Origin of the sequence: Rahnella sp. GSA61A (genome assembly GCF_019969905.1) — a bacterium.
Classification (GTDB): Bacteria; Pseudomonadota; Gammaproteobacteria; order Enterobacterales; family Enterobacteriaceae; genus Rahnella; species Rahnella aceris.
On sequence record NZ_JAHXYO010000020.1, the window covers coordinates 1 to 23,607 of the forward strand.

Consider the following 23,607-nt stretch of genomic DNA (forward strand, 5'->3'; position numbering starts at 1 on the left):
GGCAGTAAGATTGATAATACCGAGAGCTTGTGAAAGTTCCATTTAAAAAGGGTCCATGATGAGCATGAACCCTTTTTACACGAGCCACCGGATCGGTCAACTGATCCTTAAACGATCGGCATTAGCCACCCGGGCTCGTTTTGTCAGGAGATGAGCGGAATTCAGCGCGCCATCGGCAACGCCAGTGCATCCAAAATCAGATTCACGACAGTCTGCGGCTCCTGAGTTCCGTCGACCACATGATGGGCGGACTCCTGATAAAGCGCTTCGCGCTCATTCAGGACTTCTGTCATTTCTTCAGCGATCGGCTTGCCCGTCAGCGTCGGGCGCTGATCTTCCAGTGGTGCATCTTCCAGACGGTTTGCCAGGGTAGATGCAGGGGAACGCAGATAAATGACCGTACCATTTTCACCCATAAAATCGCGATTTTCCTGGGACAGCACCACGCCTCCCCCTGTGGCAACCACGGTCAGTGGCGAGGAAATGGCTTTTAGTGTCTCAGTTTCACGACGGCGGAAACCTTCCCAGCCTTCGCGCTCAACAATATCTGCCACGCTGAGACCAGAAGCGCACAGTAACGCCAGATCGGTATCGACAAATTTGTAGCCCAGTGCTTTCGCCAGAGCGCTGCCAACCGTCGTTTTACCTGCACCGCGTGCGCCGACCATGAAAATGGTTTGTGTCATTACCGCTATCCTTTATTCCCCGGGAGCCGTTAGCCCGCCTGATGAAAATCCATCATCAATATGAAGTGTGAGTGTCAGAAGTGGGTCATTGCACTGCCCTGCCGATGTACTCGCCAGATAGTACAACAAAAAAGCCTCACTGGCAGATTTTTGTCACCTGCCGGTGAAGCTTCTGTAGCGTTTTATTTACGCCGTTCAGGGCATCATACTGAAAAATCCTTGCTGCGCAATGGCCTGCAATAAGCTTTGCGAGCTCTATCCCCTAAGTGGCTGTATCAGCGAGGTTTACAGATATACACGAGTGCGGGCGGAAAATTCTTCACTACCCGGATTTTTTTCCAGGTGAAGTAACGTGATAACAATTTCTCTGACAGCTGGCTGTACTGGAATAAAACCAGCACGCCGTCTTTATCTTTCAGCTGTTGCCGTGTGGTCTGCAGAATCCTGATGCTGGTACGCAAAGGCATCGACAGCAGCGGCAGGCAGGAAAACACGGCGTCATACTGCGTGCTCATATGCTCGGCAGAATGCGCCATCACCTGCAAACGACTATCTTTCATCTGATTAAGCTTACGCACAAACGCGGGCTGTATTTCAAAAGCCTCAAGTCTGGCATCTGCCCGCATACGGCTCAGGATGCGGCGGGTCAGAACACCGTCGGCCGCGCCCAGCTCGGCGATATCCAGCGATGTTGTCCAGTCAATCTGGCTGAGCATCGCATGGCACAACCACGGTGACGAGGGCATCAGCGTCCCCATCGTGCGTGGTGAACTAATAAAATTCTGCAAATAAAAAAACTGATTCTGAATCGAAATCCCGGTGTTCTTAATCGTCATTCTTGCGGCATTTAACATTCAAACGTCCTCCTGGGGATATAGACCCTTATATCACCTTTAAATTCTTAAGAAATGATTAATAAGGGAATAAATCGCCTGAAAGGTTCATATAAAATAAATTACATGGGATGATTCTCAAAATAAATGTGATAAGAAGCGTGATACAGGGAATAGAAAAGGCCAATGTCAGGTGACATTGGCCTTCTCAACTTCATATAACGTCATTGAAACTAATAAGAATCAGACGAATTAAACGACTCGTTTAAAACACCAGATTTTTATTTATACAATTCAACGCTTGCCCGGGTCAGACTTGAATCCCCCGGTGTGTCTGCACCGATCACACGGTAGTGATTTGCACCTTTATCTGAGGCAATCTGGTTCAGCTGGTCATGCAAGCTGCCCGGAATCGTATTCGGCGCGCTCACAGACACAGTGCCCAATGACTGGTAATTACCACTTTGCGCCTGCATTTCTGTAATAGGCGTTGCAGCCAGGGCTGAGAATGAAGCAACAGTAATAGCAACAGCTGTAATTGCAGGTAACAGTTTCATATTACGCACCTTTCTTTCGTTAGTTTCGTTAATTAATGGGGCGGAAGTAATCCGTTGAATTAATTATCGGCGAATCAATGAAAGCGGACGTAATCGAATGTAAAGAAATTCAACCATTGTGGTAAAAATAAGGAGACAACGAAAGTAATCTTTTCAGTCACTCTAACTGCCGGAGAAATAGAGATATTTAATGGAGAAAGTATGGAGAGTTTTCAAAGTTATTTATAACCCGCACAACTTTTGCACAAATCGACGCCGGCATGCAATCACTGTTATGATTATTTTGTATGAATTTTCTGTTGCTGTGATCGCCTGCACTGTCAGGGCTACAGAGTTCGGTTTCCCGCGCGCGCGGAGAACCTTTGCATAATCATAATGATGAAAGGGAGTATTTATGGCGGGTGGTAGTCTTCTGGCCTTAATCGATGATATCGCATCGATTCTTGATGATGTGGCGGCAATGAGTAAAGTCGCTGCAAAAAAAACAGCCAGCGTGCTGGGTGATGATCTGGCGCTGAATGCACAACAGGTCACGGGAGTGAAAGCCGATCGCGAATTGCCGATCGTGTGGGCCGTTGCCAAAGGCTCGATGATCAACAAAGCCATTCTGGTTCCGCTGGCCTTACTGATCAGTGCGTTTATTCCCTGGGCCATCACCCCGTTGCTGATGATTGGCGGTGCCTATCTGTGCTACGAGGGTTTCGAAAAAATCGCCCATAAACTGATGCCGGGCGGGCATCATGAAGAAGAAAAACCGGCAGCCGCCGAAATAAAAAATGAAACAGAGGCTAAAACGCACGAAAAAGATAAGGTCAAAGGCGCGGTGCGCACCGACTTTATTCTTTCGGCTGAAATCATCGTAATCTCGCTGGGTATTGTTTCATCGGCGCCGTTCCTTAATCAGGTTACCGTGATGGTGCTGATTGCGGTGGCAATGACTATCGGGGTTTACGGGCTGGTCGGTGCGATAGTCAAAATTGACGACGCAGGTTTGTACCTGAGCAAGCTTGCCGGTGAAAGCAGCATCATGAAAGGTGTACGCGCCTTTGGCCGCAGCATCGTGAATCTCGCCCCCTGGCTGATGAAAATGCTTTCTGTCGTCGGCACCATCGCCATGTTCCTGGTCGGCGGCAGTATCATCAGCCACGGTCTGCCATTTATGCACAGCCTGATTGAGCCTCTGACGCACGGGCACGAAAGCTGGGTGAATACACTGATTACCGGTGCCACTGATTTAGTGGTGGGTCTGATTGTCGGTGCCGCCGTGCTGGCGCTGGTGATGACGGGACAGAAGGTGTTCGGTAAAAAATCATAATGCAGAAACATTGCGCCCTTCCTTATGCCGGAGGGCGCAATTCACCGCTATTCCCTTCAGTTCTTCGACGCCACCAGCATCATGATATCGCTGGTGAATGTGCCGTCAGGCTGGATCTCAAAATGTTTTACCACGTCGTCAGACATCTTTTTTTGCAGCTCGCGGATAGCGACGGCGAAATGTTCAGGCGTGCGCATGCGGGCGATCCAACTGGTGAACTCCAGCGGCAAACGATCTGTCGTCACTTCACGCGCAACCAGCCCGGCTTCAGCCACCATGTTCAGCCATTCGCCTGGTGAATAGTTGCAAACATGCGAGGTGTCGCGCAGCACCTCCACGGTTTGCAGATAAATATTCAGCAACGGATGCCCCGGCGACACCACATCCATCATGATAAATTTCCCGCCCGGCTTCAGCACACGCGCCACTTCACGCAGCGCCTGCCCGACATCATGCCAGTGGTGCGCGGAATAGCGGCTGATAATCACATCCGCGCTGCGGTCGTCGAACGGCAGCGATTCCGCCACGCCCTGTTGCACGGTGATATTCGTCAGTTGCTTATCCCGCGCAGCCTGCGCAACCACGTCCAGCATCTGTGATGACAAATCGTAAGCAATCACATTTTTAACCACACCTGCTGCGACAAAGCTGGCGTGCCCTGCCCCACAACCCAGATCAATGACCCGCGCCTCGTTATAGGGTGCCAGCAACCCCGCCAGACGGTGTAAATCAGCGCCCTGCGAGTGAACCGCACTGGTCAGATAATCCTGAGCCTGTGAACCAAACTGCTTATCTACGGCCTGACTGTGAGTATTTTTTGTGTTCATCATTGCTCCTGTCTGTCTTGTTTTTGTAATAAGAATGCGGGTTTCAAATGACCTCAAAATCACTATAGGCATTGTTCTATACGGGTACAATATGAGCGTTTATACTGGTATCAATTACACCCTGTTTAAGTGAATATTATGATTGATAACGCAGAGTCGCTCAGCGGACCGAAAGCGCTGGGCACGTTTTTACGGACTCACCGCGAACGCGTGACGCCTGAAATGGTCGGGCTTCCCGGTTCACCGCGCCGCAGAACCAGCGGTTTGCGCCGCGAAGAACTGGCACAAATCAGCGGGATCAGCGCAACGTGGTATACGTGGATTGAACAGGGGCGCGATGTGTCCATTTCCGCTGCGACCCTTGACAGCCTGGCCAAAGCGCTGCGCATGGAACCTGCGGCACGAGAGTATTTATTCAGTCTGGCGTCGGTGAAAGATCCGCAGGTATTACCCTCTTCCGGCGCACCGGACGCCAGCCTGAAAGACTGTGTCAGTCAGTTCGCCTGCCCCGGTTATCTGCTCGACAGTAGCTGGAATGTACTGGCGTGGAATCCGCAAGCGGAGGCGTTGTTCAGTGGCTGGCTGGGGGTTGATGAACACCCTAATTTGCTGGATTTTATGTTCCTGCATCCGCTGGCACGCCAGTTGGTCACAAACTGGCCGGAACGCGCCAAACGTGTAGTGGCGGAGTTTCGTGCCGAGACCAGCCATTACGCCCATTCTGAAACAGTCCGTCAGTCGGTAATCAGCCTGCGCGATCGCAGTCACGAGTTCAATCAGTGGTGGTCGCAGCAGGAAGTGCTGGCGCGTGAAGGCGGTGAACGCCGTTTTCATCATCCGCTTCAGGGCGAAATCTGTTACCGGCAACAGACATTTTTCCCTGCCGGATATGCAGAATGTAAGCTGGTGATTCTGGTGCCGGAAGCGTAAAAAACGAGGGTGGCCAGCTTGCTGTTTTTTCTCGTTTAACTGGCGTTTTCACCAATTGACATACAGATGCCGGATATGTGAGGCTGATTTTTTTGGTTTCCTAAATAATTGGTTTCCTCCATGACAGGATAATGCCCATGATGACTCGCCAGATCTATCAGGATGAAGAATTCGAAATTCGTGTAGCGACCGAACTTGAGGCCGTCACGCATTTAGCGGCGGTTAAAGCCTCCGTGAAGGAAATTGGCGCATGGGAATCCTGGTGTACGGATAAATATTCGCTTGAAGACAGCCGGAAATATCTGGCCGACAGCGAGCAGAAACGCCATCGCGGCGCAGAATTCAATTTCTGTGTATTTGAGCGTTCAGGCGGTAATCTGATTGGCAGTGTGGGCATCAACCGCATCACGCCGGAGTATAAATTCGCCAATCTCGGTTACTGGATCCGCACCGGTTATACCGGCCGCGGACTGGCGACGCTGGCAGCCAGAACGGCGGCGCGCTTTGCGTTTACCGAGCTGGAGCTGACCCGTCTGGAAATCGTGGTAATGGAGGGCAATGACCACAGCCGACGGGTAGCGGAAAAAACGGGCGCGATATCAGAAGGTCTGCACCGCAACCGGCTTTATTATCACGGCCAGCCGCGTGACGCCTGGATGTATTCCCTGATCCCGGGCGATCTCTGAGACTGGTTTCACAAAAAAGATAAGGCAACAGAACATGACTTTTTCTACCCATACCGTATCTACCGACTGGCTGGCGAAGAATCTGAACTCACCGGACGTGGTCATTATCGATTGTCGTAAATCCAAACCGGGCATTACACCGCCCCTAGATTTCCACGCAAAATATCTCGAAACGCACATTCCCAATGCGATTTATGTGGAAGTCGACAGCATCTCTGATTGCACGACCGGCCTGCCACACATGATGCCGACAGCGGAAGAATTCGCTGCGTCGATGAGCCGTTTAGGCGTGGCCGATACGCAAACCATCGTCCTTTATGACGAAGGCGATTTATTCTCCGCGCCACGCGTGTGGTGGATGCTGACCAGTTTCGGAGCCAAAAGCGTACGCGTGCTGGATGGCGGTCTGAACGCATGGATTGCCGAAGGTAAGCCGGCGCAAAGTGGCGAGCACACCCGCGTGCCCACGACGTTCAACGCCAGACTGGTGCGTCCGGTGGTCGTGAGCGCAGAACAGGTCAAAGACGCCATCGGTAACGTGCAGATTATCGACGCCCGTTCACTGGCGCGTTTCAAAGCCGAGGCACCGGAACCACGTCCCGGGCTGCACGGCGGTCATATTCCCGGCAGCCTGAGTGTTCCGTTTACCGAATTGACACAGGACGGACACCTGAAATCACCGCAGGATCTGAAGGCAACGTTTGAGCGTCTGGGAGTGGATCTGAATAAACCGGTGATCACCAGTTGCGGATCCGGCGTGACGGCCGCCGCACTGGCATTTGGGCTGGATTCTCTGGGTGTTAAAGACGTGCTGCTGTATGACGGTTCGTGGGCTGAATGGGGCGATATTAACGAAGATTTTCCGATCGAAACGCACTGATCCCATGATGCAGAAAAACGACAACCGGGCACCGTGCCCGGTTTTTTTATGTCGTTTTTTGCAATGCAGGCATCAGCTCACTGACGCCAAACGCCTGAGCTAATGCTTTCATCTGGCTGATGACGCGGTAAGCCTGCCGTGGCACTTCGGTAAATCCTTCAATAAGTAAGGGATGACTGATCGGTTCATCCACGATGTCATGTAACGCCTGCCGCAAAATTGCCAGATCCTCCGCAGAGGTCTCCCGAGAAGTAATCAACGGTAAACCCGGTACAGCGGCCGTTTGTCCGATCACCGCCAGCCCGCTGAGGGAGCGGGGTTCGCTACGGCGCAGGAGTTCCAGCGTCACGCAGTCAATTGCCGCGAGGTCGGCGAGATTCTGCTGAACGTAATGAAGCGATTCACGGTGGCTGCCGGTCGCCGTCGCCCGCGAGAAAAATGCTCCGTCTTGGGCCAGCGGCGCGACCAGTGCACGCAGGCTGTTATAACCTGACTGGGAGTCGGTGCTGTTAAACGCCAGCCGCCGGTGACGGAAACCGGCCAGATGCAATCCGGCATCCTCCTCACGCGCCAGCAAAAAACTACGGTAACGGAAACCATCGCAACCGGGGGCGTGATAACTGAATGTGCCTACCAGCTGAACCTGCGGCAAGCTTTCCATCAGCGGGAAACCGCAGGTCTGGCTGAGCAGTAAATCCGGCGCCTGCCAATGTGAGAATAAATCCTGCGGCCAGTTAAGCCTGTCCGGCGTGGAGGCGAGGCCAAGTTGCCTGAGTTTTTGGCGTAACACTCCGGCGAACGCTTCCACATCAGCGGGAGAAACCGCGTACATCGGCAAAGACATCAGCATCATCTGGCCACTCCGTCAGGGGGTATCCTGCTGATAATCATAGTCGCCTGGCACGGATTGCGCCGGAGATTTCCCGGCGGCAAAAGGATGAGCTTCGACGTCAACGGGTGTCTGCGTGTGGTCACGGAACCACTGGCGATAGCCGTGCACCACAAAACCCCCGCTGCGCTGAATATAGGCTTCGCGGTCAGAGACATAGATCTGGCGCAGCGCATACCATGGCACGCCGGGTAAATCGTGATGCACCAGATGATAATTCAGATTCAGAAACAGTAAACGCCACAAAAAACCGGCTTCATTCAGCGTTGATCTGGCCTGCGGCGCATGCTCTGCGCGATGCTCAAAGAAAGAACGAACTTTGGTCAGACTGAGTGCCGGATAACTTACTGCGAAAATAAAATACAGCGGCGACAGCCCGCGTTGCGCCATCCCGCTGAACACAACCACCAGCAATGCGCCATGTATCAGCCACATCCCCACTGTGCGCCACTCACCGCGCAACACGGCTATCAGCGCACCGGTCAGCGTACTGACGATATCCAGTAACGGGCCAATGAGCATTCTTCCCGGCAAGGTATTGCGCAGACGGACAACGGCCTTCATGGCGGGCGACAGACTTTCCCAACTGGCGCGGCTGAAATAATAGGCTTCAGGATCATCGCCGGGCAGCGTCAGATGTTCATTGCGGTGATGTTGCAGATGCGTGTCGCGATACAGGCCATAGGGATACCAGACCGCCAGCGGCAGCGTGCCAATCAGCTGATTCAGCCAGGGTTTGCGGGTCGGATGTCCGTGGATGAGTTCATGTTGCAGCGACATATACCAGGTCGTGAACCAGATAAGCACAGGCGTTGCGAGCCATGGCCCGAGATTATTCCAGAAATACACTGCCGCAAACCAGCCGCTGTAAACCGAGACAATCAGTAGCCAGGTGGGGATTTCCCGCCGCCACCAGAAATGGTGCGAACGGAGGGTGATTTTGGCCCGCTGACGGGCGCTGAGGTAAAACGAAGAGGACGCCATAATGTGCCAGAGTCAGGGAACCTGACACATTATCGGGTAACGAATGGATGCCGCTAACTAACTTAAATCACTATCTATTGCCAGCTAGCGGCTAACAGACTCAGCCCTTCATATCTTTTTGCAGTGCCTGAGTAAATTGTTCCATCGGGCAGAAGCCCTGTTTGTCGGCGGTACATCCTTCAATGTGCAGCGTCACACGTTCCGGCGGATTTTTCAGACTCAGCGCCACATTGTTGCGGATCTGACGGGCGGTCGGATAAACGTATTCAATTTTCATCAGATCCTTATCCGCTTTCTTGTCATGCCAGCGCTGGAAGACCACCGTGCCGCTGATAGGCGTCCGCTCGTACTGCCCCGGCAACTGATAATCCTGCGTTTTCAGTGCGGCCAGCAAGGAAGCGATATTCGAATCGTGCCCGACCAGCACCGCCAGTTTTGCCTGTTGCGCGGCTTTCTGATCGGCGGTTGACGCCAGTTTCGGGTCCAGCGCACCGGCAATAAAGGTCAGCAATGGTTTAGCCGCGTTGGCAGCAATCGCCGGCGAGCCGAAAAGTGTTTCGTGATACAGATTTTTGATGGTTTCCAGCTTCGTCCATTGGTCTGGCGTATCAATTTTACCCCAGGCAACATCTTTCATCGGGAAACCTTCGTAGTACTGCAACATGAACGCATCGGTCGCCCCGGTGGCCATACGCAGCGGCCCGGTAATGCCCGGTTCTTTGCCCTGTGTCAGCACCACGTCTGACGGCTGCGAAGCCAGATCGCACTGCTGTTTCTCTTTACAGATTTTACTGTTTTTATAATCGAGGATGCTTTCCAGCAACTGATAGTTCGGCTTGAGACGCTGATTCAATCCCGTCAGACCGCCCTCACCCGCGTGCTGATTAATGGAATTCAGGGCGCTGGTTTTGAAGGTATCGTTCACTTCTGCGGTAATAATCGGGTTAAACACCGGATCCATCTTGCCGATTTCTACGCGGTTAAGCACCGCGACATCGCAGCCGGGAAAAGCGCCGGTGGTGAAGTGTTTCGCGGTATCAATGGTGCGCGGCAAACTGTTGGCGTAGGTAAAGACCTGCGCATTTTCAGGGCACCCGGCGGCAGGCAGCAGTTTGTCTTTCGCCAGCCAGGCACGGAAATAATGCCCCATATGTTCGGAAACCTGACCGCCTTTCGGTGTCAGCAAACCGCCTTCGGTTTTCCATACCGGCCAGGTGTGTGTTGTCGATTCGGCCAGCACATCGCCATAATTGACCAACGGGGCGCGGATACCGTGCCGGCTAAGCACCAGAACCTGTTGCAGTTCTAAATTATCGGACTGGGCGGCCTGAGCGACGGGCAACGTGAGAGGTAAAACGCAGGCAAGTGCAGACAATGCAAAATAACGGGATGCTTTTTTCACGAGTGATCCTCTTGATGAAGTGTTTTGTAGATTCCCTGAAAACAAAAAACACCGCAGAAGCCAACAGATTGATTCCTGCGGTGAATTTTTAGCATAGTGGAATATTCATCAGAAGTGGGGGATCAGGTTCACAACCTGTGTCCGGGCTTTGTACAGTCACAAAAAACGCATCAGAACTGATAACGCAGCCACGCAAAGAACACATTGCCGTTATTGTAGGTTCCCGGAATATACGTCGCCTGGAAGGTCAGTTTGTTATAGCCGACAGAAGCCAGCGGTAAAACAATCGGGATAGGAATATATTCATAATCGTCACGCGCCGTCACCGCCGCGGTATACCCCAGCCCTAAGCGAAAGTTTTTATCTTCTGCTGGCGTCCATATTTTTTCCCAGCCGTAACCGCCGATGGGTTCCCATTTATTGTGGGAATCTTTAAACGCCATAAAATAAATGCCATTCCAGTTACCCTTTTCATCATATCTGGAAATACCATAGCCTCCCCCCCACGGACGTTCGTTGTATTTATCGGTTTTCTCTTTATCGTAGGTCAGACGGTTATGCCAGGTGATTACCGGCAGATACAAATCCTGTGCATCAGAATCATTCCAGGTCGTTGATACTTTATCGGTGAAGTCTGACCACACGTTCGCAGCCAGCGATTTGTACTGAATGGTATCGGGATCGCTGACGGGATTAGTACCACTATTATTAGCTGATGCTGACGCACTCACACTGATGGCGCCAAAAAAAATGATTTCCCTGATAACGTTTCTAATATTAACGATGTGCATTTATTGTTTTAACTCCATGTTGAAGCTCTATCATAACTCCATCATGAATGAAGAATATAAACACGGATAAAACAAAAATACTGTAAATCGTTAATCATCTGAATTTTAAGAAAATGGTTTTCCAATTATCAGATTTTTCCTGAAACCAATACAACATTTCTTACACTTACAAACATTACTTTAAAGACTATTCCTATTAAATTTGCAAACGCAGCCAGCCAAAAAGTACATTCCCCTTAGAATTTGTACCGGGAATATAGGTAGCCTGGAAAGTCAGTCTCGAGTACCCGACAGACACCAGCGGCAGGACTAACGGGAAGGGGACGTAATCATAATTATCCCGCGCCGAAACAGCGGTTATATACCCTGCCCCCAGACGAAATTCTTTATCATCCAGTGGCTGCCATATTTTTTCATAAGCGTAACCGGCCACAGGCTCCCATTTATTAAAGGAGTCTTTAAAGGCCATTGCATAAATCCCGTGCCAGTTTCCTTTTTCATCATAACGTGAAATACCATAACCGCCGCCCCACGGATGTTCATTATACCCATCAATTTGTTTTTGACTGTGTGTATGCCGGTTATGACGCGTTAATACAGGCAGAAAGAGATCCTGCTGCTGAGGTGCCATCCATGTTTCAGCAACATTATTTTTATAGGAATCCCATAAGCCTTTATCATTTTCTTGCGAGGAAACATTCTGCTGCTGAGAATTAATAACATTATCTTGCGCCTTAACATTAATTGAAAGCAATAATGAAAAGGTTAAAAATGCAAAAGCGAATGCTGCGCGATAATTCACGGAATATAAATTTTTCATTGGCGTTAAAGCCCTGTTGAGTTGACCGGGGCAGTATATAACGACAAACACATATAAATAGTTAATCATTAATTAAGCAATGATAAACCACATGAATATAATAAAGTTATTTCATTATAAAACAATGCATTAGAAATTTATGGTCGCGTGTAAACTGAAATTTTCTTTTACACAGAGCCGCTTTGGCTGAAGTTTACTTCTTTGCCGGATACCCGGATACAAAAAATCCGCAGGCTTTCGCACTGCGGATTTTTATTACTGAGGCTTATTAAGCATCAACCAAGCTGTTTACGCGCATTACGGAACATGCGCATCCACGGGCTGTCTTCGCCCCACTCTTCCGGATGCCAGGAGTTGCTGACCGTGCGGAAAACACGCTCCGGGTGCGGCATCATTACAGTGACGCGGCCTGACAGGTTAGTGACCGCGGTGATCCCGTTCGGGGAGCCGTTAGGGTTCGCCGGATAGTTTTCGGTCGCATGACCGTTATTATCCACAAAGCGCAGCGCCACCAGATTGCTGTGCTCGATTTGCGCCAAATGCGCGGCGTCACGGACTTCCACGTGTCCTTCGCCGTGGGAAACCGCGATTGGCATACGTGAACCGGCCATGCCCTGCATAAACATCGACGGGCTGGCCGTCACTTCCACCAGGCTGAAACGCGCTTCGAAGCGGTCAGACAGGTTACGCACGAAGCGTGGCCAATGCTCTGCGCCCGGGATCAGCTCTTTGAGGTTAGACATCATCTGACAACCGTTACACACGCCCAGTGCCAGCGTCTGCGGACGGTGGAAGAATTCTTCAAACTCTTCACGCACGCGGTCGTTGAACAGGACGGATTTCGCCCAGCCTTCACCCGCACCCAGCACGTCACCGTAAGAGAATCCACCGCACGCTACCAGCGTGTGGAAATCCTGTAAATCACGGCGACCGGCCAGCAGGTCACTCATATGCACGTCAACCGCATCGAAACCGGCACGGTGGAAAGCAGCAGCCATTTCAACGTGTGAGTTCACACCCTGCTCGCGCAGAACGGCGACTTTCGGACGCGCACCTTTGGCGATGTATGGCGCGGCTACGTCTTCATCCGGAGCGAAAGTCAGTTTGACGTTCAGACCCGGATCGAGATCGTTGGTTTTCGCCTGATGTTCCTGATCGGCACATTCAGGGTTATCGCGCAGACGCTGCATCTGCCAGGTGGTTTCTGCCCACCAGGTGCGCAGCGTGGTACGGCTTTCGCTGTACACAGGCTTACTGCCGGAAGTGATGATGAAGCGATCGCCGGTTTCCACGGTACCGAGGTAATGCGTGCAATCCGCCAGACCAAAATCAGCCAGGGTTTTTTCCACCGCTTCACGGTCTGATGCACGAACCTGGATCACGGCGCCCAGTTCTTCGTTGAACAACGCAGCCAGCACATCGTTGCCCAGCGCAGCAATATCTGCAGTCAGGCCGCAATGCCCGGCAAAGGCCATTTCAGCCAGCGTCACCAGCAAACCACCGTCGGAACGGTCATGGTAGGCCAGCAATTTCTGTTCAGATACCAGCGCCTGCATGGCGTTGAAGAAGCCACCCAGTTGCTCTGCGCTGCGAACGTCAGCAGGCGTGTTACCGAGCTGGCGGTAAACCTGTGCCAGCGCTGTCGCGCCCAGTGCGTTATGACCTGCCCCCAGATCCACCAACAGCAATGCGGTGTCACCCTGGTCGGTGCGCAGTTGCGGCGTCACGGTATGGCGGACGTCTTCGACACGGGCAAACGCGGTGATTACCAGCGACAGCGGAGACGTCATCTCGCGTTGTTCGTTACCTTCCTGCCAGCGGGTTTTCATCGACATGGAGTCTTTGCCCACCGGAATAGTAATACCCAGCGCCGGACACAGTTCTTCGCCCACCGCTTTTACAGCCGCGTATAAACCGGCATCTTCGCCCGGGTGACCGGCCGCAGACATCCAGTTAGCAGAAAGCTTAACGCGTTTCAGGCTGCCGATTTCCACCGCAGCAATATTCGTGAGCGCTTCACCAACGGCCATGCGACCAGAGGCAGCGAAGTCCAGCAAGGCAACCGGAGCGCGTTCGCCCAGTGACATCGCTTCGCCGTGGTAGCTGTCGAGGCTGGCGGTGGTGACTGCGCAGTCGGCTACCGGGATCTGCCACGGGCCGACCATCTGGTCGCGCGCGACCATGCCGGTGACGGTGCGGTCGCCGATGGTGATCAGGAAGGTTTTCTCAGCAACAGCTGGCAAATGCAGAACGCGATTTACCGCTTCCGCAATCTGGATGTTTTCCGCATTTAGATCGTCACCTTTCGCTTTCAATGTGGTGACGTCGCGGGTCATTTTTGGCGTTTTACCCAGCAGGACATCCAGCGGCATATCAATTGGCTGGTTGTCGAAATGGCTGTCTTTCAGAGAAAGATGCATTTCTTCGGTGGCTTCACCGATGACCGCGTAAGGTGCTCGTTCACGCTGGCAAATCGCATCGAACTGTTCAAGCTGCGCCGGAGACACCGCCAGCACATAACGTTCCTGTGATTCGTTACACCAGACCTCCAGCGGGCTCATGCCCGGTTCGTCGTTCAGGATGTCACGAAGCTGGAAACGCCCGCCACGGTTGCCATCGCTGACCAGTTCCGGCATGGCGTTGGATAAACCGCCGGCACCGACATCATGGATAAATAAAATCGGGTTGGCTTCGCCCAGTTGCCAGCAGCGGTCGATCACTTCCTGACAACGGCGTTCCATTTCCGGGTTGTCGCGCTGTACGGAAGCAAAATCCAGATCGGCATCAGACTGGCCGGAAGCCATAGAAGACGCCGCGCCGCCCCCCAGACCGATATTCATCGCCGGGCCGCCAAGTACAATCAGTTTCGCGCCAACCGTGATTTCACCTTTCTGCACGTGATCGGCACGGATGTTGCCGATACCGCCCGCCAGCATGATCGGTTTGTGGTAACCGCGCAGTTCAGGGCCGTTGTGACTATTGACGTTTTCTTCGTAAGTACGGAAGTAGCCCAGCAACGCCGGACGACCGAATTCGTTGTTAAATGCTGCGCCGCCCAGCGGGCCATCGGTCATGATATCCAGCGCGGTAACGATACGATCCGGCTTACCGAAATCTTCTTCCCACGGCTGTTCAAAACCAGGAATACGCAGGTTTGACACGGAGAAACCGACCAGACCGGCTTTCGGTTTCGCGCCGCGACCGGTTGCACCTTCGTCACGGATTTCACCGCCGGAACCTGTGGCCGCACCCGGCCACGGAGAGATCGCCGTCGGGTGGTTATGGGTTTCGACCTTCATCAGGATATGCGCCTGCTCCTGATGGAAATCGTACAGACCGTCTTTCGCATCGGCGTAGAAGCGACCGACCTGCGAACCTTCCATCACGGCGGCGTTATCTTTATACGCGGACAGCACGTGATCGGGAGTGTGTTCGAACGTGTTCTTGATCATCTTAAACAGGGATTTCGGCTGCGTTTCGCCGTCGATAATCCAGTCTGCGTTGAAGATTTTGTGACGGCAGTGTTCTGAGTTTGCCTGTGCGAACATATACAGTTCGATGTCCGTCGGGTTGCGCCCCAACGACGTAAAGGCATCCATCAGATAATCAATTTCGTCCTGAGCCAGCGCCAGACCTAATTTGGTGTTGGCGGCTTCCAGAGCGCCACGGCCAACGCCCAGGATATCCACATGCTGCACCGGAGCCGGCTGATGCTGCGCAAACAGCGCGCTGGCGTCTTCCAGATGACCAAAGACAGTTTCCATCATGCGGTCATGCAGTAATGCGCCCAGTTCATTCCACTGTGGTTCGGTCAGTTGCGGCGCCTGCACATAAAATGCCAGACCGCGTTCCAGACGCACAACCTGCGACAAGCCGCAATTGTGTGCAATATCGGTAGCTTTGGAAGACCACGGAGAAATGGTGCCAGGGCGCGGGGTAACCAGCAGTAAACGACCAGAAGGAGCGTGTTCAGCGAGAGAAGGACCGTATTTCAGGAGGCGTTGTAACTTGGTTTGTTCGTCCGAACTCAGCGGCGCGCTGACGTCGGCAAAATGTACATATTCGGCATAGATATCGCTGACCGGAAGGCGGGCTTCCTGACAACGGGACAACAATTTGTTAATGCGAAAAGCCGACAAAGCGGGCGAACCACGCAGTATTTCCATAATCACAGATCTCTCGTCTTCGAAGACACTGACCACAGTGCTTCTTTGGGCGCAACAGGGGGAAAACGCGGGCTATTATAAAGAAAGCTGACGCCCGACGAAACCGTTTGCGCAGGGAAACTTGATATTCATTTATAGCCCCACATATTTTACGGATATCATGAATAAAGTTGCAGACTGCCGTTTTGTTGAGCAAAATGCGTCAGCACTGGGGATATAGCCATACTAACTGCACAGCATAGCGTAAAAAAACAAGAGCGCCGCAGCGAGATAACTATTTGACGCGACTAAAAATTAATTATGTTCTGATGGGGATCGCCGCCCTGTTACTGGCGCTGGCTTTATGGCCGGCAGTCCCGTGGCACAGAGGTGAAGGCGACCAACTGGATCAAATAAAATCCCGTGGAGAATTGCGCGTAAGCACGCTCAATTCTCCACTGACTTTTATGAACTCCCCGGAAGGCAATCTCGGTTTCGATTACGAACTGGCTAAACGCTTTGCAGATTATCTGGGCGTGCAGCTGGTCGTGACACAGCACACCACCATTGAGAGCATGTTCGACGATCTGGATCATGATAATACTGACATGCTGGCTTCCGGTCTGGTGTACAACAATGAGCGGCTGAAAAACTACCGTGCTGGCCCGGAATACTATTCCGTTTCCCAGCAACTGGTTTACCGGCAGGGATCAGTGCGCCCGAAAAGCTTCGCAGACATCAAAGGCTCGCTGGTGGTGTCTGCTGGCAGCGCGCATATCGCCACACTGGAAGCCGCCAGCAAAAAGTATCCCGACCTCGCATGGACCACGACCGATAAGATGTCACCACGCGATCTGTTGCAGCAAGTCGAGAACGGTAAACTTGATTATACGCTGGGCGATTCGGTGACCATCGCCCTGATGCAGCGTGTTTATCCGCGTCTTGCGGTGGCTTTTGATGCGACTGACGACGAACCTGTGACCTGGTACTACCGCAAACAACCTGATGACGATAGCCTTTCTGCCGCCATGCTGGACTTTTTCAGCCAGATTTCAGAAGACGGCACCCTGGAAAAGCTGGAAGAGAAATATCTCGGGCACGTGGGCGATTTTGATTACGTTGATACCCGGACTTTCCTCAATGCCATCGACAGTACGCTGCCGGATTTACAGCCGCTGTTCGAAAAGTATGCCGGGAATATTGACTGGCGTTTACTGGCGGCTATCGCCTATCAGGAGTCCCACTGGGATCCGCAGGCAAAATCCCCGACCGGTGTACGGGGTGTGATGATGCTGACCCGCGCTACCGCTGGCGGATTGAATGTCGACGACCGCACGGATGCCGAACAAAGCATCCGTGGCGGTGCCCAGTATCTGTCGCATCTGATGGATAAAATGCCGGAATCTGTTCCGCAGGATGAACGGATCTGGTTTGCGCTGGCAGCCTATAACATGGGTTACGGCCATATGCTGGATGCCCGCAAACTGACGGCGCAACAGAAAGCCAATCCGGACAGCTGGGCAGATGTGAAACAGCGTCTGCCGATGCTGAATCAGAAACGCTTCTTTAGCCGGACGACTTACGGTTATGCACGCGGTACACAGGCATATAACTATGTGGAGAATATCCGTCGTTATCAGCTGAGTCTGGTGGGATATCTGATGGAAAAGGAAAAACAGCAGGCACAGAAAGCGGCCTTGCAGGCTCAGTTAGGTCAGGGATATCCGGTGGTGAATGCGCAGGAAGCGCTGGCACCGTAAGACTGGCAGGCCTGTTTCTCAGGCCTGATCATCTGCCGCATCACCGGCCTGCGCGGCACGCTCTGCCAGTCGCAGCGCTTTTTTCTGGCTGCGGCGAAAACGAAAAAATGCACTCAGTTGTTCCGAACACGCTTCTGCCAGCACACCCGCCGTAATCTCCACCTGATGATTCATGCCCGGATGGCGCAATACATCGAGCAAAGAGCCCGCTGCGCCGGTTTTGGCATCAGCGGCACCATACACCACGCGACGGATCCGGCTGTGGATCATCGCCCCCGCGCACATAACACAAGGTTCCAGGGTAACGTACAATGTGGCATTGAGCAGACGATAATTTTGCACGGCGTTGCCGCCCTGACGTAATGCCATGATTTCGGCATGCGCTGTCGGATCATGATGGCCGATAGACCGGTTCCAGCCTTCACCAATCACCTGATTGTCTAAAACCAGTACCGCCCCCACAGGCACTTCACCCTCATCCTGCGCTTTCAGCGCCAGATTCATAGCATGTCGCATCCAGTGTTCATCATCATTTATTACTGCCAACTCTGCGTCTGCCACTTCAACCTCAATCATTTTTTACCGGCAGACATTTTATCTGAATTTTGCGCTGGCGGTTATTCCAGTTGCTGTAACTCGCCCTGTTTACTGACGCGAAAACGATGCTCACAAAAGAACAACAACGGATTGTCCTGTTTGCTGTCGCTGTATCCGCTGTAAAGTTTAAGCGGTGAGCCAATGCGGCTTTCGAGTTGCACGACTTTCTCTTCACCCAGACAACGCAAGGGCAGCACCCATCCGCCTTTGCCACGGGCGATCCGGCTGCCGACCAGACGAACCTGCGGCAAAAACAGGGACGTATTATAGACCTGCTGCACCAGATTTTCCGGCGACCCGGTGATCAGCCAGACTTCGGTATCCTCGCTGTCGAGATATTCACGCAGCCTGCGCTGCACCACCGGAAACTCCACCACTTTCTCGCGAAACGCAGCGACAAATTGCAGCTCCAGTGCTTTCAGACGCGCTTCACCGTGGCCGAAAGTAATCGACCACAGCAACAGGCTCATGGGCCAGCGCGCGGCGCGCCCGTGAATAAACAGTCCGATTCCCACCAGCGGCAGAACCGGCACGACTAAAATCAGATTCTGCGGCATCCGCCTGAGCAAAAACCGCAGAAAGCTACCGAACATATCCTGCTGGTGCAGGGTGCCATCAAGATCAAAAAAGACCACCCGCCGATCAGGCTTCGTACTCAATCCGCTACTCCTCGGGATCGTTGAACCCCATCAACCAGGTAAAAATAAAACCAGCCAATACCGTAATGACTAAACCCGTCAGATACAACATCACTTTGCCGGAAATAATGGTCAGCGCCAGTGGCAGCCCGGAAATACCAAACGTGATAACTGTCGCGACTTTCCAGTAACAGATTAGCGCACCACCGACGGCTCCGCCCAGACACGCACCAATAAAAGGGCGGCCGAGCGGCAGCGTAACACCGAATATCAGCGGTTCACCGATGCCGAGAATGCCCACCGGTAGCGCCCCTTTAATCACTTTTTTCAGCCGCGGGTTTCGGGTTTTAATATAAACTGCGATTGCCGCTCCCACCTGCCCCACACCGGCCATGGCTAAAATCGGCAGCAGCGGATTAGAACCATGTGCCTGGATCAGCTCAACGTGGATCGGCACCAGCCCCTGATGCAGACCGGATAACACCAGCGGCAGAAATGTCCCTGCCAGCACCGCGCCCACCAGTAATCCGCCTTTATCAATAGCGATATTAACGCCATGTGCGATGCCGTCAGAGATATAGCCACCGATCGGCTGAAGGATGACAATCGCCAGTGTCGCAGTGATAAGTGTAGTAATCAGTGGATTGAGGATCAGTTCGACCGACTCCGGCAGCCACTGACGCAACCTTTTCTCCAGCCAGCACATCAGCGCAACGACCAGCAATACTGCGATCACACCGCCGCGACCGGGCTGTAAAGCTTCACCAAACAGGGTAATTTGCGCCAGTGCAGGGCTGGAGAGAATCCCCGCCATTACGCCGCCCATGGCCTGAGAACCGCCGAAAACGCGCGCCGCATTCACGCCAACTAAAATATTCATGATGGCAAACACAGCGCCACCAAAAATCGCCAGCAAGCCAAGCACATTAGGATAATCAAGGGCAATGGAACCGGCGATATCCGGCCGCTTGAGCAGATTGATAATGCCCATAATCAACCCCGAGGCGATAAATGCCGGGATCAGCGGGATAAATACATCAGCCAGTTTGCGCAGCGCCCCACTCATCGGCGCAGAGTATTTTGTTTTGGCGCTGGCTTTATTGCGGGCAATCTCGCTTTCATCACCTGGCGAACTCACCGTCCCGGCAGGATTAAGCAACAGACGCATCGCATCCACCACTTTTGCCGCCGCGCCAGGGCCGACAATGAACTGATGCTGGTCACCCTGCTTCAGGTAACCTTTGATACCTTCAAGCGTTTTCAGGCTGGTCAGATCCAGCCGATTATCGTCGTGCACTTCCACACGCACGCGGGTCATGCAGTTTTCCAGTTTGCTGATATTCCGTTCGCCGCCGACACCCTGCAGAATCTGGGAAGCCAGCCGCTGCGTTTTATCCATTGCCATCGCCATGCTCAACTCCTTGAGGTTAATCAGCCAGTGCGGCGCGCAGGAATCCGTTATGTTGCACCAGTCGTGCTTTCGCCTGTGATGCATCAATACCAGCCAGTAGCATGAGAATAGCCGGTTTAACGTCAAAATCAGTCTGAGACAGCGCCAGCTCAGCATCATGGCGTGCCGCGCCCGTGGCCTCGACAACGATCCGGCAGGCACGATCGACCAGTTTGACGTTGGTCGCTTTCACGTCGACCATCAGGTTCTGATAAACCTTGCCACTTTTGACCATCGCCCCGGTTGAAATCATATTCAGCACCAGCTTCTGCGCCGTGCCGGATTTCAAACGCGTTGAACCGGTCAGCGCTTCCGGCCCTACAACCGGAGAAATCGCGATGCTGGCTTCGCGCGCAATCGGAGAATCCGGGTTACAGGAAATCGCTACTGTGGCGCAGCCCATTTCTGTGGCATAGCGCAAAGCACCAATGACATAAGGCGTACGTCCGCTCGCAGCTAATCCGACAACGGTGTCCTGAGCCTTCAGATTCAGATTCTTTAAATCTTCAACACCCAGCGCTTCGCTGTCTTCCGCCCCTTCCACCGCTTTAAGCAGCGCGCCCGGCCCACCGGCAATTAACCCGACAACCATACCGTGCGGAACGCCAAACGTCGGCGGGCATTCAGACGCATCAAGAACGCCGAGGCGGCCACTGGTACCGGCACCGAGATAAATCAGACGCCCGCCAGCCTGAAATGACGCAGCGGCTTTATCGATAGCCAAGGCAATCTGCGGCAGAACCTTGTTGATGGCTTCCGGCACTTTGCGGTCTTCCTGATTAAAACAGGCCACCAGTTCCAGCGTAGACATCTCATCTAAATTCATCGTATCCGGATTTCGGCTTTCTGAAACCAGTGCCCCTAAATTAAGATCTGTGTTCATGCTTCTCTCCTGAATTTTTAATTCAAATTTATTACTCAATATTTGAATATATTATTCATCAATGCGAGGAATATTTGCTATTTTAGATAACATAATCCGTAAAATGTGATGCAAGTATTCAGACACACCGGGATAAATCCTCCATGAGTTGTATGATCCGTATCCGCCAGCTTTATCCGACGCTGGCGCAAAATGACCGAAAACTGGCTGATTTTCTACTGGCTCAGCCGGAGAAAGCGCGTCATATGAGTTCGCAGAAACTGGCTGAAATAGCGGGTGTCAGCCAGTCTGGCGTGGTGAAATTTGCCCAAAAACTTGGCTATAAAGGCTTCCCCGCGCTGAAACTCGCAATGAGTGAATCCCTGGCATCACCGGAAAACAGTGAGCCGGTGACGGTGCATAATCAGATTTTAAGCACCGACAGCCTGCATGTTGTGGGGGAGAAATTACTGGCAGAGAAACAGTCGGCGCTTCGCGCAACACTGGATATTAACAGCGAACCGCGTCTGCAAATTGCGTTGTCGATGCTCACCGGTGCCCGAAAAATTGTGCTGAGCGGTATTGGCGCATCCGGATTAGTGGCGAAGGATCTGGCGTATAAGTTGCTGAAAATCGGGGTCACGGCCATTGCCGAATCCGATACTCATGTCCTGGTTGCTACCGTGCAGGCGCTGTCGAAAGAAGATTTATTGCTGGCGATTTCCTTCAGCGGTGAACGGAACGAAATCAATCTCGCGGCAAAAGTCGCCCGCGAGAGTGGTGCAAAGGTCCTGGCCATTACCGGGTTTTCACCTAATACCCTGCAACAACAGGCAGACCATTGTTTGTATACAGTGGCAGAATTACCCGCGACCCGCGGCGCAGCGCTCTCGGCCACCACGGCGCAATATTCCCTGACTGATTTGCTGTTTGTCGCGCTGGTTCAACAGGATACAGCGCACGCGCCGGAGAGGATCCGCCACAGCGAAGAACTGGTGAAAAAGCTGATTTGATCAGGATCATTGGGGGCGTGGAAAGGCATGAATGCAGAACCTACACCAGCGCAATTCTGCTATACTGCGCGCCCTGATTATTGACCTGTTTATTGAACATAAGAGAAAACGTCATGGCCCTGCTGATCACACACAAATGCATTAATTGCGATATGTGCGAACCGGAGTGCCCGAATCAGGCGATCTCGATGGGCAATGAGATTTACGAAATTGACAGCGATCGGTGTACGGAATGCGTCGGACATTATGATAAACCAACCTGTCAGAGCGTCTGCCCGATCGACAATACCATCATCATCAATCCGCAACACACCGAAACCAACGAACAGCTTTGGGATAAATTTGTGGCATTGCATCACACGCTGTAATCATGCCGTGATGCAATGCCAAAAATAAGTAGTATTAGTTTTCTATGATTACAGTGGCACAGGCATAACGCCTTTCATCCGCCAGGGTAACATGAACCGATTTCACACCCATCTCGGCCGCCATTTCCGCCGCGCGGGCATGGAAAACCAGACCTGGTTTCCCCAGCACATCATTGACGACTTCAAATTGCTCAAACGCCAGACCGTTGCGGATACCGGTTCCCAGCGCTTTAGCCGCGGCTTCCTTGACAGCAAACCGCTTCGCCAGAAATCGGACCGGTTGCTGATGTTGCTCATAAACCGCCCATTCATTCGCGCACAAAATACGCTTCGCCAGACGGTCGCCACTGCGTTCAATCACCGCTTCGATACGGGAAATTTCAACGATATCCGTACCTAAACCTAAAATACTCATTACCGGCGCGCTTCCCGCATCAGGTTTTTCATTTCACGTACTGCACAAGATAATCCGTCGATAACAGCCTGACCGATAATCGCATGGCCGATATTCAGCTCATGCATTTCAGGCAATGCGGCGATCGGCTGCACGTTGTGGTATGTCAGACCGTGGCCGGCATTCACTTTCAGACCTTTACCGGCTGCATATGCCGCGCCCTGTTTAATGCGCTCCAGCTCGGCCTGACGTTCAAGGTCAGTTTTCGCTTCAGCATAAGCACCGGTATGAATTTCGATATAAGGCGCCCCCACAGCAACAGCAGCATCAATCTGGCGCATATCCGGGTCGATAAACAGGGAAACCAGTATGCCCGCTTCGCTGAGACGGCTGACTGCAACGGTCATTTTATCCAACTGACCAGCCACATCCAGCCCCCCTTCGGTCGTCACTTCTTCGCGTTTTTCCGGCACCAGACAGCAGAAATGCGGTAAAACTTCACAGGCAATACCGACCATTTCATCGGTGACAGCCATTTCGAGGTTCATGCGGGTTTGGATAGTCTGACGCAGGAGGCGTACGTCGCGATCGGTGATATGACGGCGATCTTCACGCAGGTGGACGGTGATCCCATCAGCACCAGCCTGCTCAGCGATAAATGCCGCCTGAACCGGATCAGGGTAAGCCGTACCGCGTGCATTACGCAGTGTCGCAATGTGATCAATATTAACGCCCAACAGCAACTCAGCCATAACAGCTCCAGATTTAAGAATGAATTGA

23 protein-coding genes are annotated in these 23,607 nt (G+C 52.6%); 7 read left to right on the forward strand and 16 right to left on the reverse strand.

Annotated features, from left to right (window positions below):
- Positions 1-161: 161 nt before the first annotated feature.
- From aroL to LC431_RS20725, 3 genes are all read right to left on the reverse strand, one after another.
- Entirely contained in the window at positions 162-686 is a 525-nt protein-coding gene (aroL, locus tag LC431_RS20715) for a shikimate kinase AroL (protein ID WP_013576694.1), read from the reverse strand.
- Positions 687-961: 275 nt separating this feature from the next.
- Entirely contained in the window at positions 962-1,540 is a 579-nt protein-coding gene (locus LC431_RS20720) for a class I SAM-dependent methyltransferase (protein WP_037036778.1), read from the reverse strand.
- A 260-nt stretch (positions 1,541-1,800) separates the two neighbouring features.
- A complete protein-coding gene (locus LC431_RS20725) occupies positions 1,801-2,076 on the reverse strand; it encodes a DUF1471 domain-containing protein (protein ID WP_200222727.1) in 276 nt (91 codons plus the stop codon).
- 394 nt (positions 2,077-2,470) lie between these two features.
- Here LC431_RS20725 and LC431_RS20730 point away from each other — a divergent pair, with 394 nt between their 5' ends.
- Positions 2,471-3,391 carry a DUF808 domain-containing protein gene (locus tag LC431_RS20730; protein ID WP_223510299.1) on the forward strand — a complete coding sequence of 307 codons (921 nt, stop codon included), beginning with the start codon at positions 2,471-2,473 and terminating at the stop codon, positions 3,389-3,391.
- 56 nt (positions 3,392-3,447) lie between these two features.
- On the opposite strand, the gene LC431_RS20735 is transcribed toward LC431_RS20730, so the two are convergent.
- Positions 3,448-4,218: a class I SAM-dependent methyltransferase gene (locus LC431_RS20735; RefSeq protein ID WP_013576698.1), complete on the reverse strand. Its 771-nt coding sequence runs from the start codon at positions 4,216-4,218 to the stop codon at positions 3,448-3,450.
- 138 nt (positions 4,219-4,356) lie between these two features.
- On the opposite strand from LC431_RS20735, the gene LC431_RS20740 reads away from it, so the two are divergent.
- The 3 genes from LC431_RS20740 to sseA all read left to right on the forward strand — a co-directional run bounded on the left by LC431_RS20740 (position 4,357) and on the right by sseA (position 6,714).
- Entirely contained in the window at positions 4,357-5,148 is a 792-nt protein-coding gene (locus LC431_RS20740) for a helix-turn-helix transcriptional regulator (RefSeq protein ID WP_037036772.1), read from the forward strand.
- A 137-nt stretch (positions 5,149-5,285) separates the two neighbouring features.
- On the forward strand, positions 5,286-5,834 hold the full coding sequence (locus LC431_RS20745; RefSeq protein WP_013576700.1) for a GNAT family N-acetyltransferase: 549 nt from the start codon (positions 5,286-5,288) through the stop codon (positions 5,832-5,834).
- A 34-nt stretch (positions 5,835-5,868) separates the two neighbouring features.
- Positions 5,869-6,714 carry a 3-mercaptopyruvate sulfurtransferase gene (sseA, locus tag LC431_RS20750; protein ID WP_126125087.1) on the forward strand — a complete coding sequence of 282 codons (846 nt, stop codon included), beginning with the start codon at positions 5,869-5,871 and terminating at the stop codon, positions 6,712-6,714.
- Between the two features lie 46 nt (positions 6,715-6,760).
- On the opposite strand, the gene LC431_RS20755 is transcribed toward sseA, so the two are convergent.
- From LC431_RS20755 to purL, 6 genes are all read right to left on the reverse strand, one after another.
- Positions 6,761-7,567: a phosphate/phosphite/phosphonate ABC transporter substrate-binding protein gene (locus LC431_RS20755; RefSeq protein ID WP_223510300.1), complete on the reverse strand. Its 807-nt coding sequence runs from the start codon at positions 7,565-7,567 to the stop codon at positions 6,761-6,763.
- A 12-nt stretch (positions 7,568-7,579) separates the two neighbouring features.
- Complete coding sequence (locus LC431_RS20760; protein ID WP_223510301.1) at positions 7,580-8,587, reverse strand: fatty acid desaturase; 1,008 nt, start codon at positions 8,585-8,587, stop codon at positions 7,580-7,582.
- Between the two features lie 100 nt (positions 8,588-8,687).
- Positions 8,688-9,989: a bifunctional glucose-1-phosphatase/inositol phosphatase gene (gene agp, locus LC431_RS20765; RefSeq protein WP_015690317.1), complete on the reverse strand. Its 1,302-nt coding sequence runs from the start codon at positions 9,987-9,989 to the stop codon at positions 8,688-8,690.
- A gap of 170 nt (positions 9,990-10,159) precedes the next feature.
- Positions 10,160-10,780: a lipid IV(A) palmitoyltransferase PagP gene (gene pagP, locus LC431_RS20770; RefSeq protein WP_013576705.1), complete on the reverse strand. Its 621-nt coding sequence runs from the start codon at positions 10,778-10,780 to the stop codon at positions 10,160-10,162.
- Between the two features lie 196 nt (positions 10,781-10,976).
- Positions 10,977-11,600: a lipid IV(A) palmitoyltransferase PagP gene (pagP, locus tag LC431_RS20775; protein ID WP_037036764.1), complete on the reverse strand. Its 624-nt coding sequence runs from the start codon at positions 11,598-11,600 to the stop codon at positions 10,977-10,979.
- Between the two features lie 275 nt (positions 11,601-11,875).
- Entirely contained in the window at positions 11,876-15,769 is a 3,894-nt protein-coding gene (purL, locus tag LC431_RS20780) for a phosphoribosylformylglycinamidine synthase (RefSeq protein ID WP_183065365.1), read from the reverse strand.
- A gap of 275 nt (positions 15,770-16,044) precedes the next feature.
- Between purL and mltF the strand changes: the two genes are divergently transcribed.
- Positions 16,045-17,505 (forward strand): membrane-bound lytic murein transglycosylase MltF, encoded by a 1,461-nt coding sequence (gene mltF, locus LC431_RS20785; protein ID WP_013576708.1) that lies wholly within the window; start codon positions 16,045-16,047, stop codon positions 17,503-17,505.
- A gap of 18 nt (positions 17,506-17,523) precedes the next feature.
- On the opposite strand, the gene tadA is transcribed toward mltF, so the two are convergent.
- Genes tadA through murQ form a run of 4 tightly spaced genes read right to left on the reverse strand, consistent with a single transcriptional unit; the run spans position 17,524 to position 21,073 of the window.
- Complete coding sequence (gene tadA, locus LC431_RS20790; RefSeq protein WP_112197066.1) at positions 17,524-18,081, reverse strand: tRNA adenosine(34) deaminase TadA; 558 nt, start codon at positions 18,079-18,081, stop codon at positions 17,524-17,526.
- 41 nt (positions 18,082-18,122) lie between these two features.
- Entirely contained in the window at positions 18,123-18,761 is a 639-nt protein-coding gene (gene yfhb, locus LC431_RS20795) for a phosphatidylglycerophosphatase C (RefSeq protein WP_013576710.1), read from the reverse strand.
- A gap of 4 nt (positions 18,762-18,765) precedes the next feature.
- Positions 18,766-20,139: a PTS transporter subunit EIIC gene (locus LC431_RS20800; RefSeq protein WP_037037465.1), complete on the reverse strand. Its 1,374-nt coding sequence runs from the start codon at positions 20,137-20,139 to the stop codon at positions 18,766-18,768.
- A 28-nt stretch (positions 20,140-20,167) separates the two neighbouring features.
- Positions 20,168-21,073: an N-acetylmuramic acid 6-phosphate etherase gene (gene murQ / locus LC431_RS20805; RefSeq protein WP_013576712.1), complete on the reverse strand. Its 906-nt coding sequence runs from the start codon at positions 21,071-21,073 to the stop codon at positions 20,168-20,170.
- A 143-nt stretch (positions 21,074-21,216) separates the two neighbouring features.
- On the opposite strand from murQ, the gene LC431_RS20810 reads away from it, so the two are divergent.
- Together LC431_RS20810 and LC431_RS20815 are read left to right on the forward strand one after the other, a co-directional pair.
- Positions 21,217-22,065: a MurR/RpiR family transcriptional regulator gene (locus tag LC431_RS20810; RefSeq protein ID WP_037036757.1), complete on the forward strand. Its 849-nt coding sequence runs from the start codon at positions 21,217-21,219 to the stop codon at positions 22,063-22,065.
- A gap of 113 nt (positions 22,066-22,178) precedes the next feature.
- Complete coding sequence (locus LC431_RS20815; RefSeq protein ID WP_013576714.1) at positions 22,179-22,433, forward strand: YfhL family 4Fe-4S dicluster ferredoxin; 255 nt, start codon at positions 22,179-22,181, stop codon at positions 22,431-22,433.
- A 34-nt stretch (positions 22,434-22,467) separates the two neighbouring features.
- On the opposite strand, the gene acpS is transcribed toward LC431_RS20815, so the two are convergent.
- Together acpS and pdxJ are read right to left on the reverse strand one after the other, a co-directional pair.
- On the reverse strand, positions 22,468-22,848 hold the full coding sequence (gene acpS, locus LC431_RS20820) for a holo-ACP synthase (RefSeq protein ID WP_013576715.1): 381 nt from the start codon (positions 22,846-22,848) through the stop codon (positions 22,468-22,470).
- Positions 22,848-23,579 carry a pyridoxine 5'-phosphate synthase gene (gene pdxJ / locus LC431_RS20825; protein WP_013576716.1) on the reverse strand — a complete coding sequence of 244 codons (732 nt, stop codon included), beginning with the start codon at positions 23,577-23,579 and terminating at the stop codon, positions 22,848-22,850. The genes acpS and pdxJ overlap by 1 nt, the downstream gene beginning before the upstream one ends.
- Positions 23,580-23,607 lie beyond the last annotated feature (28 nt).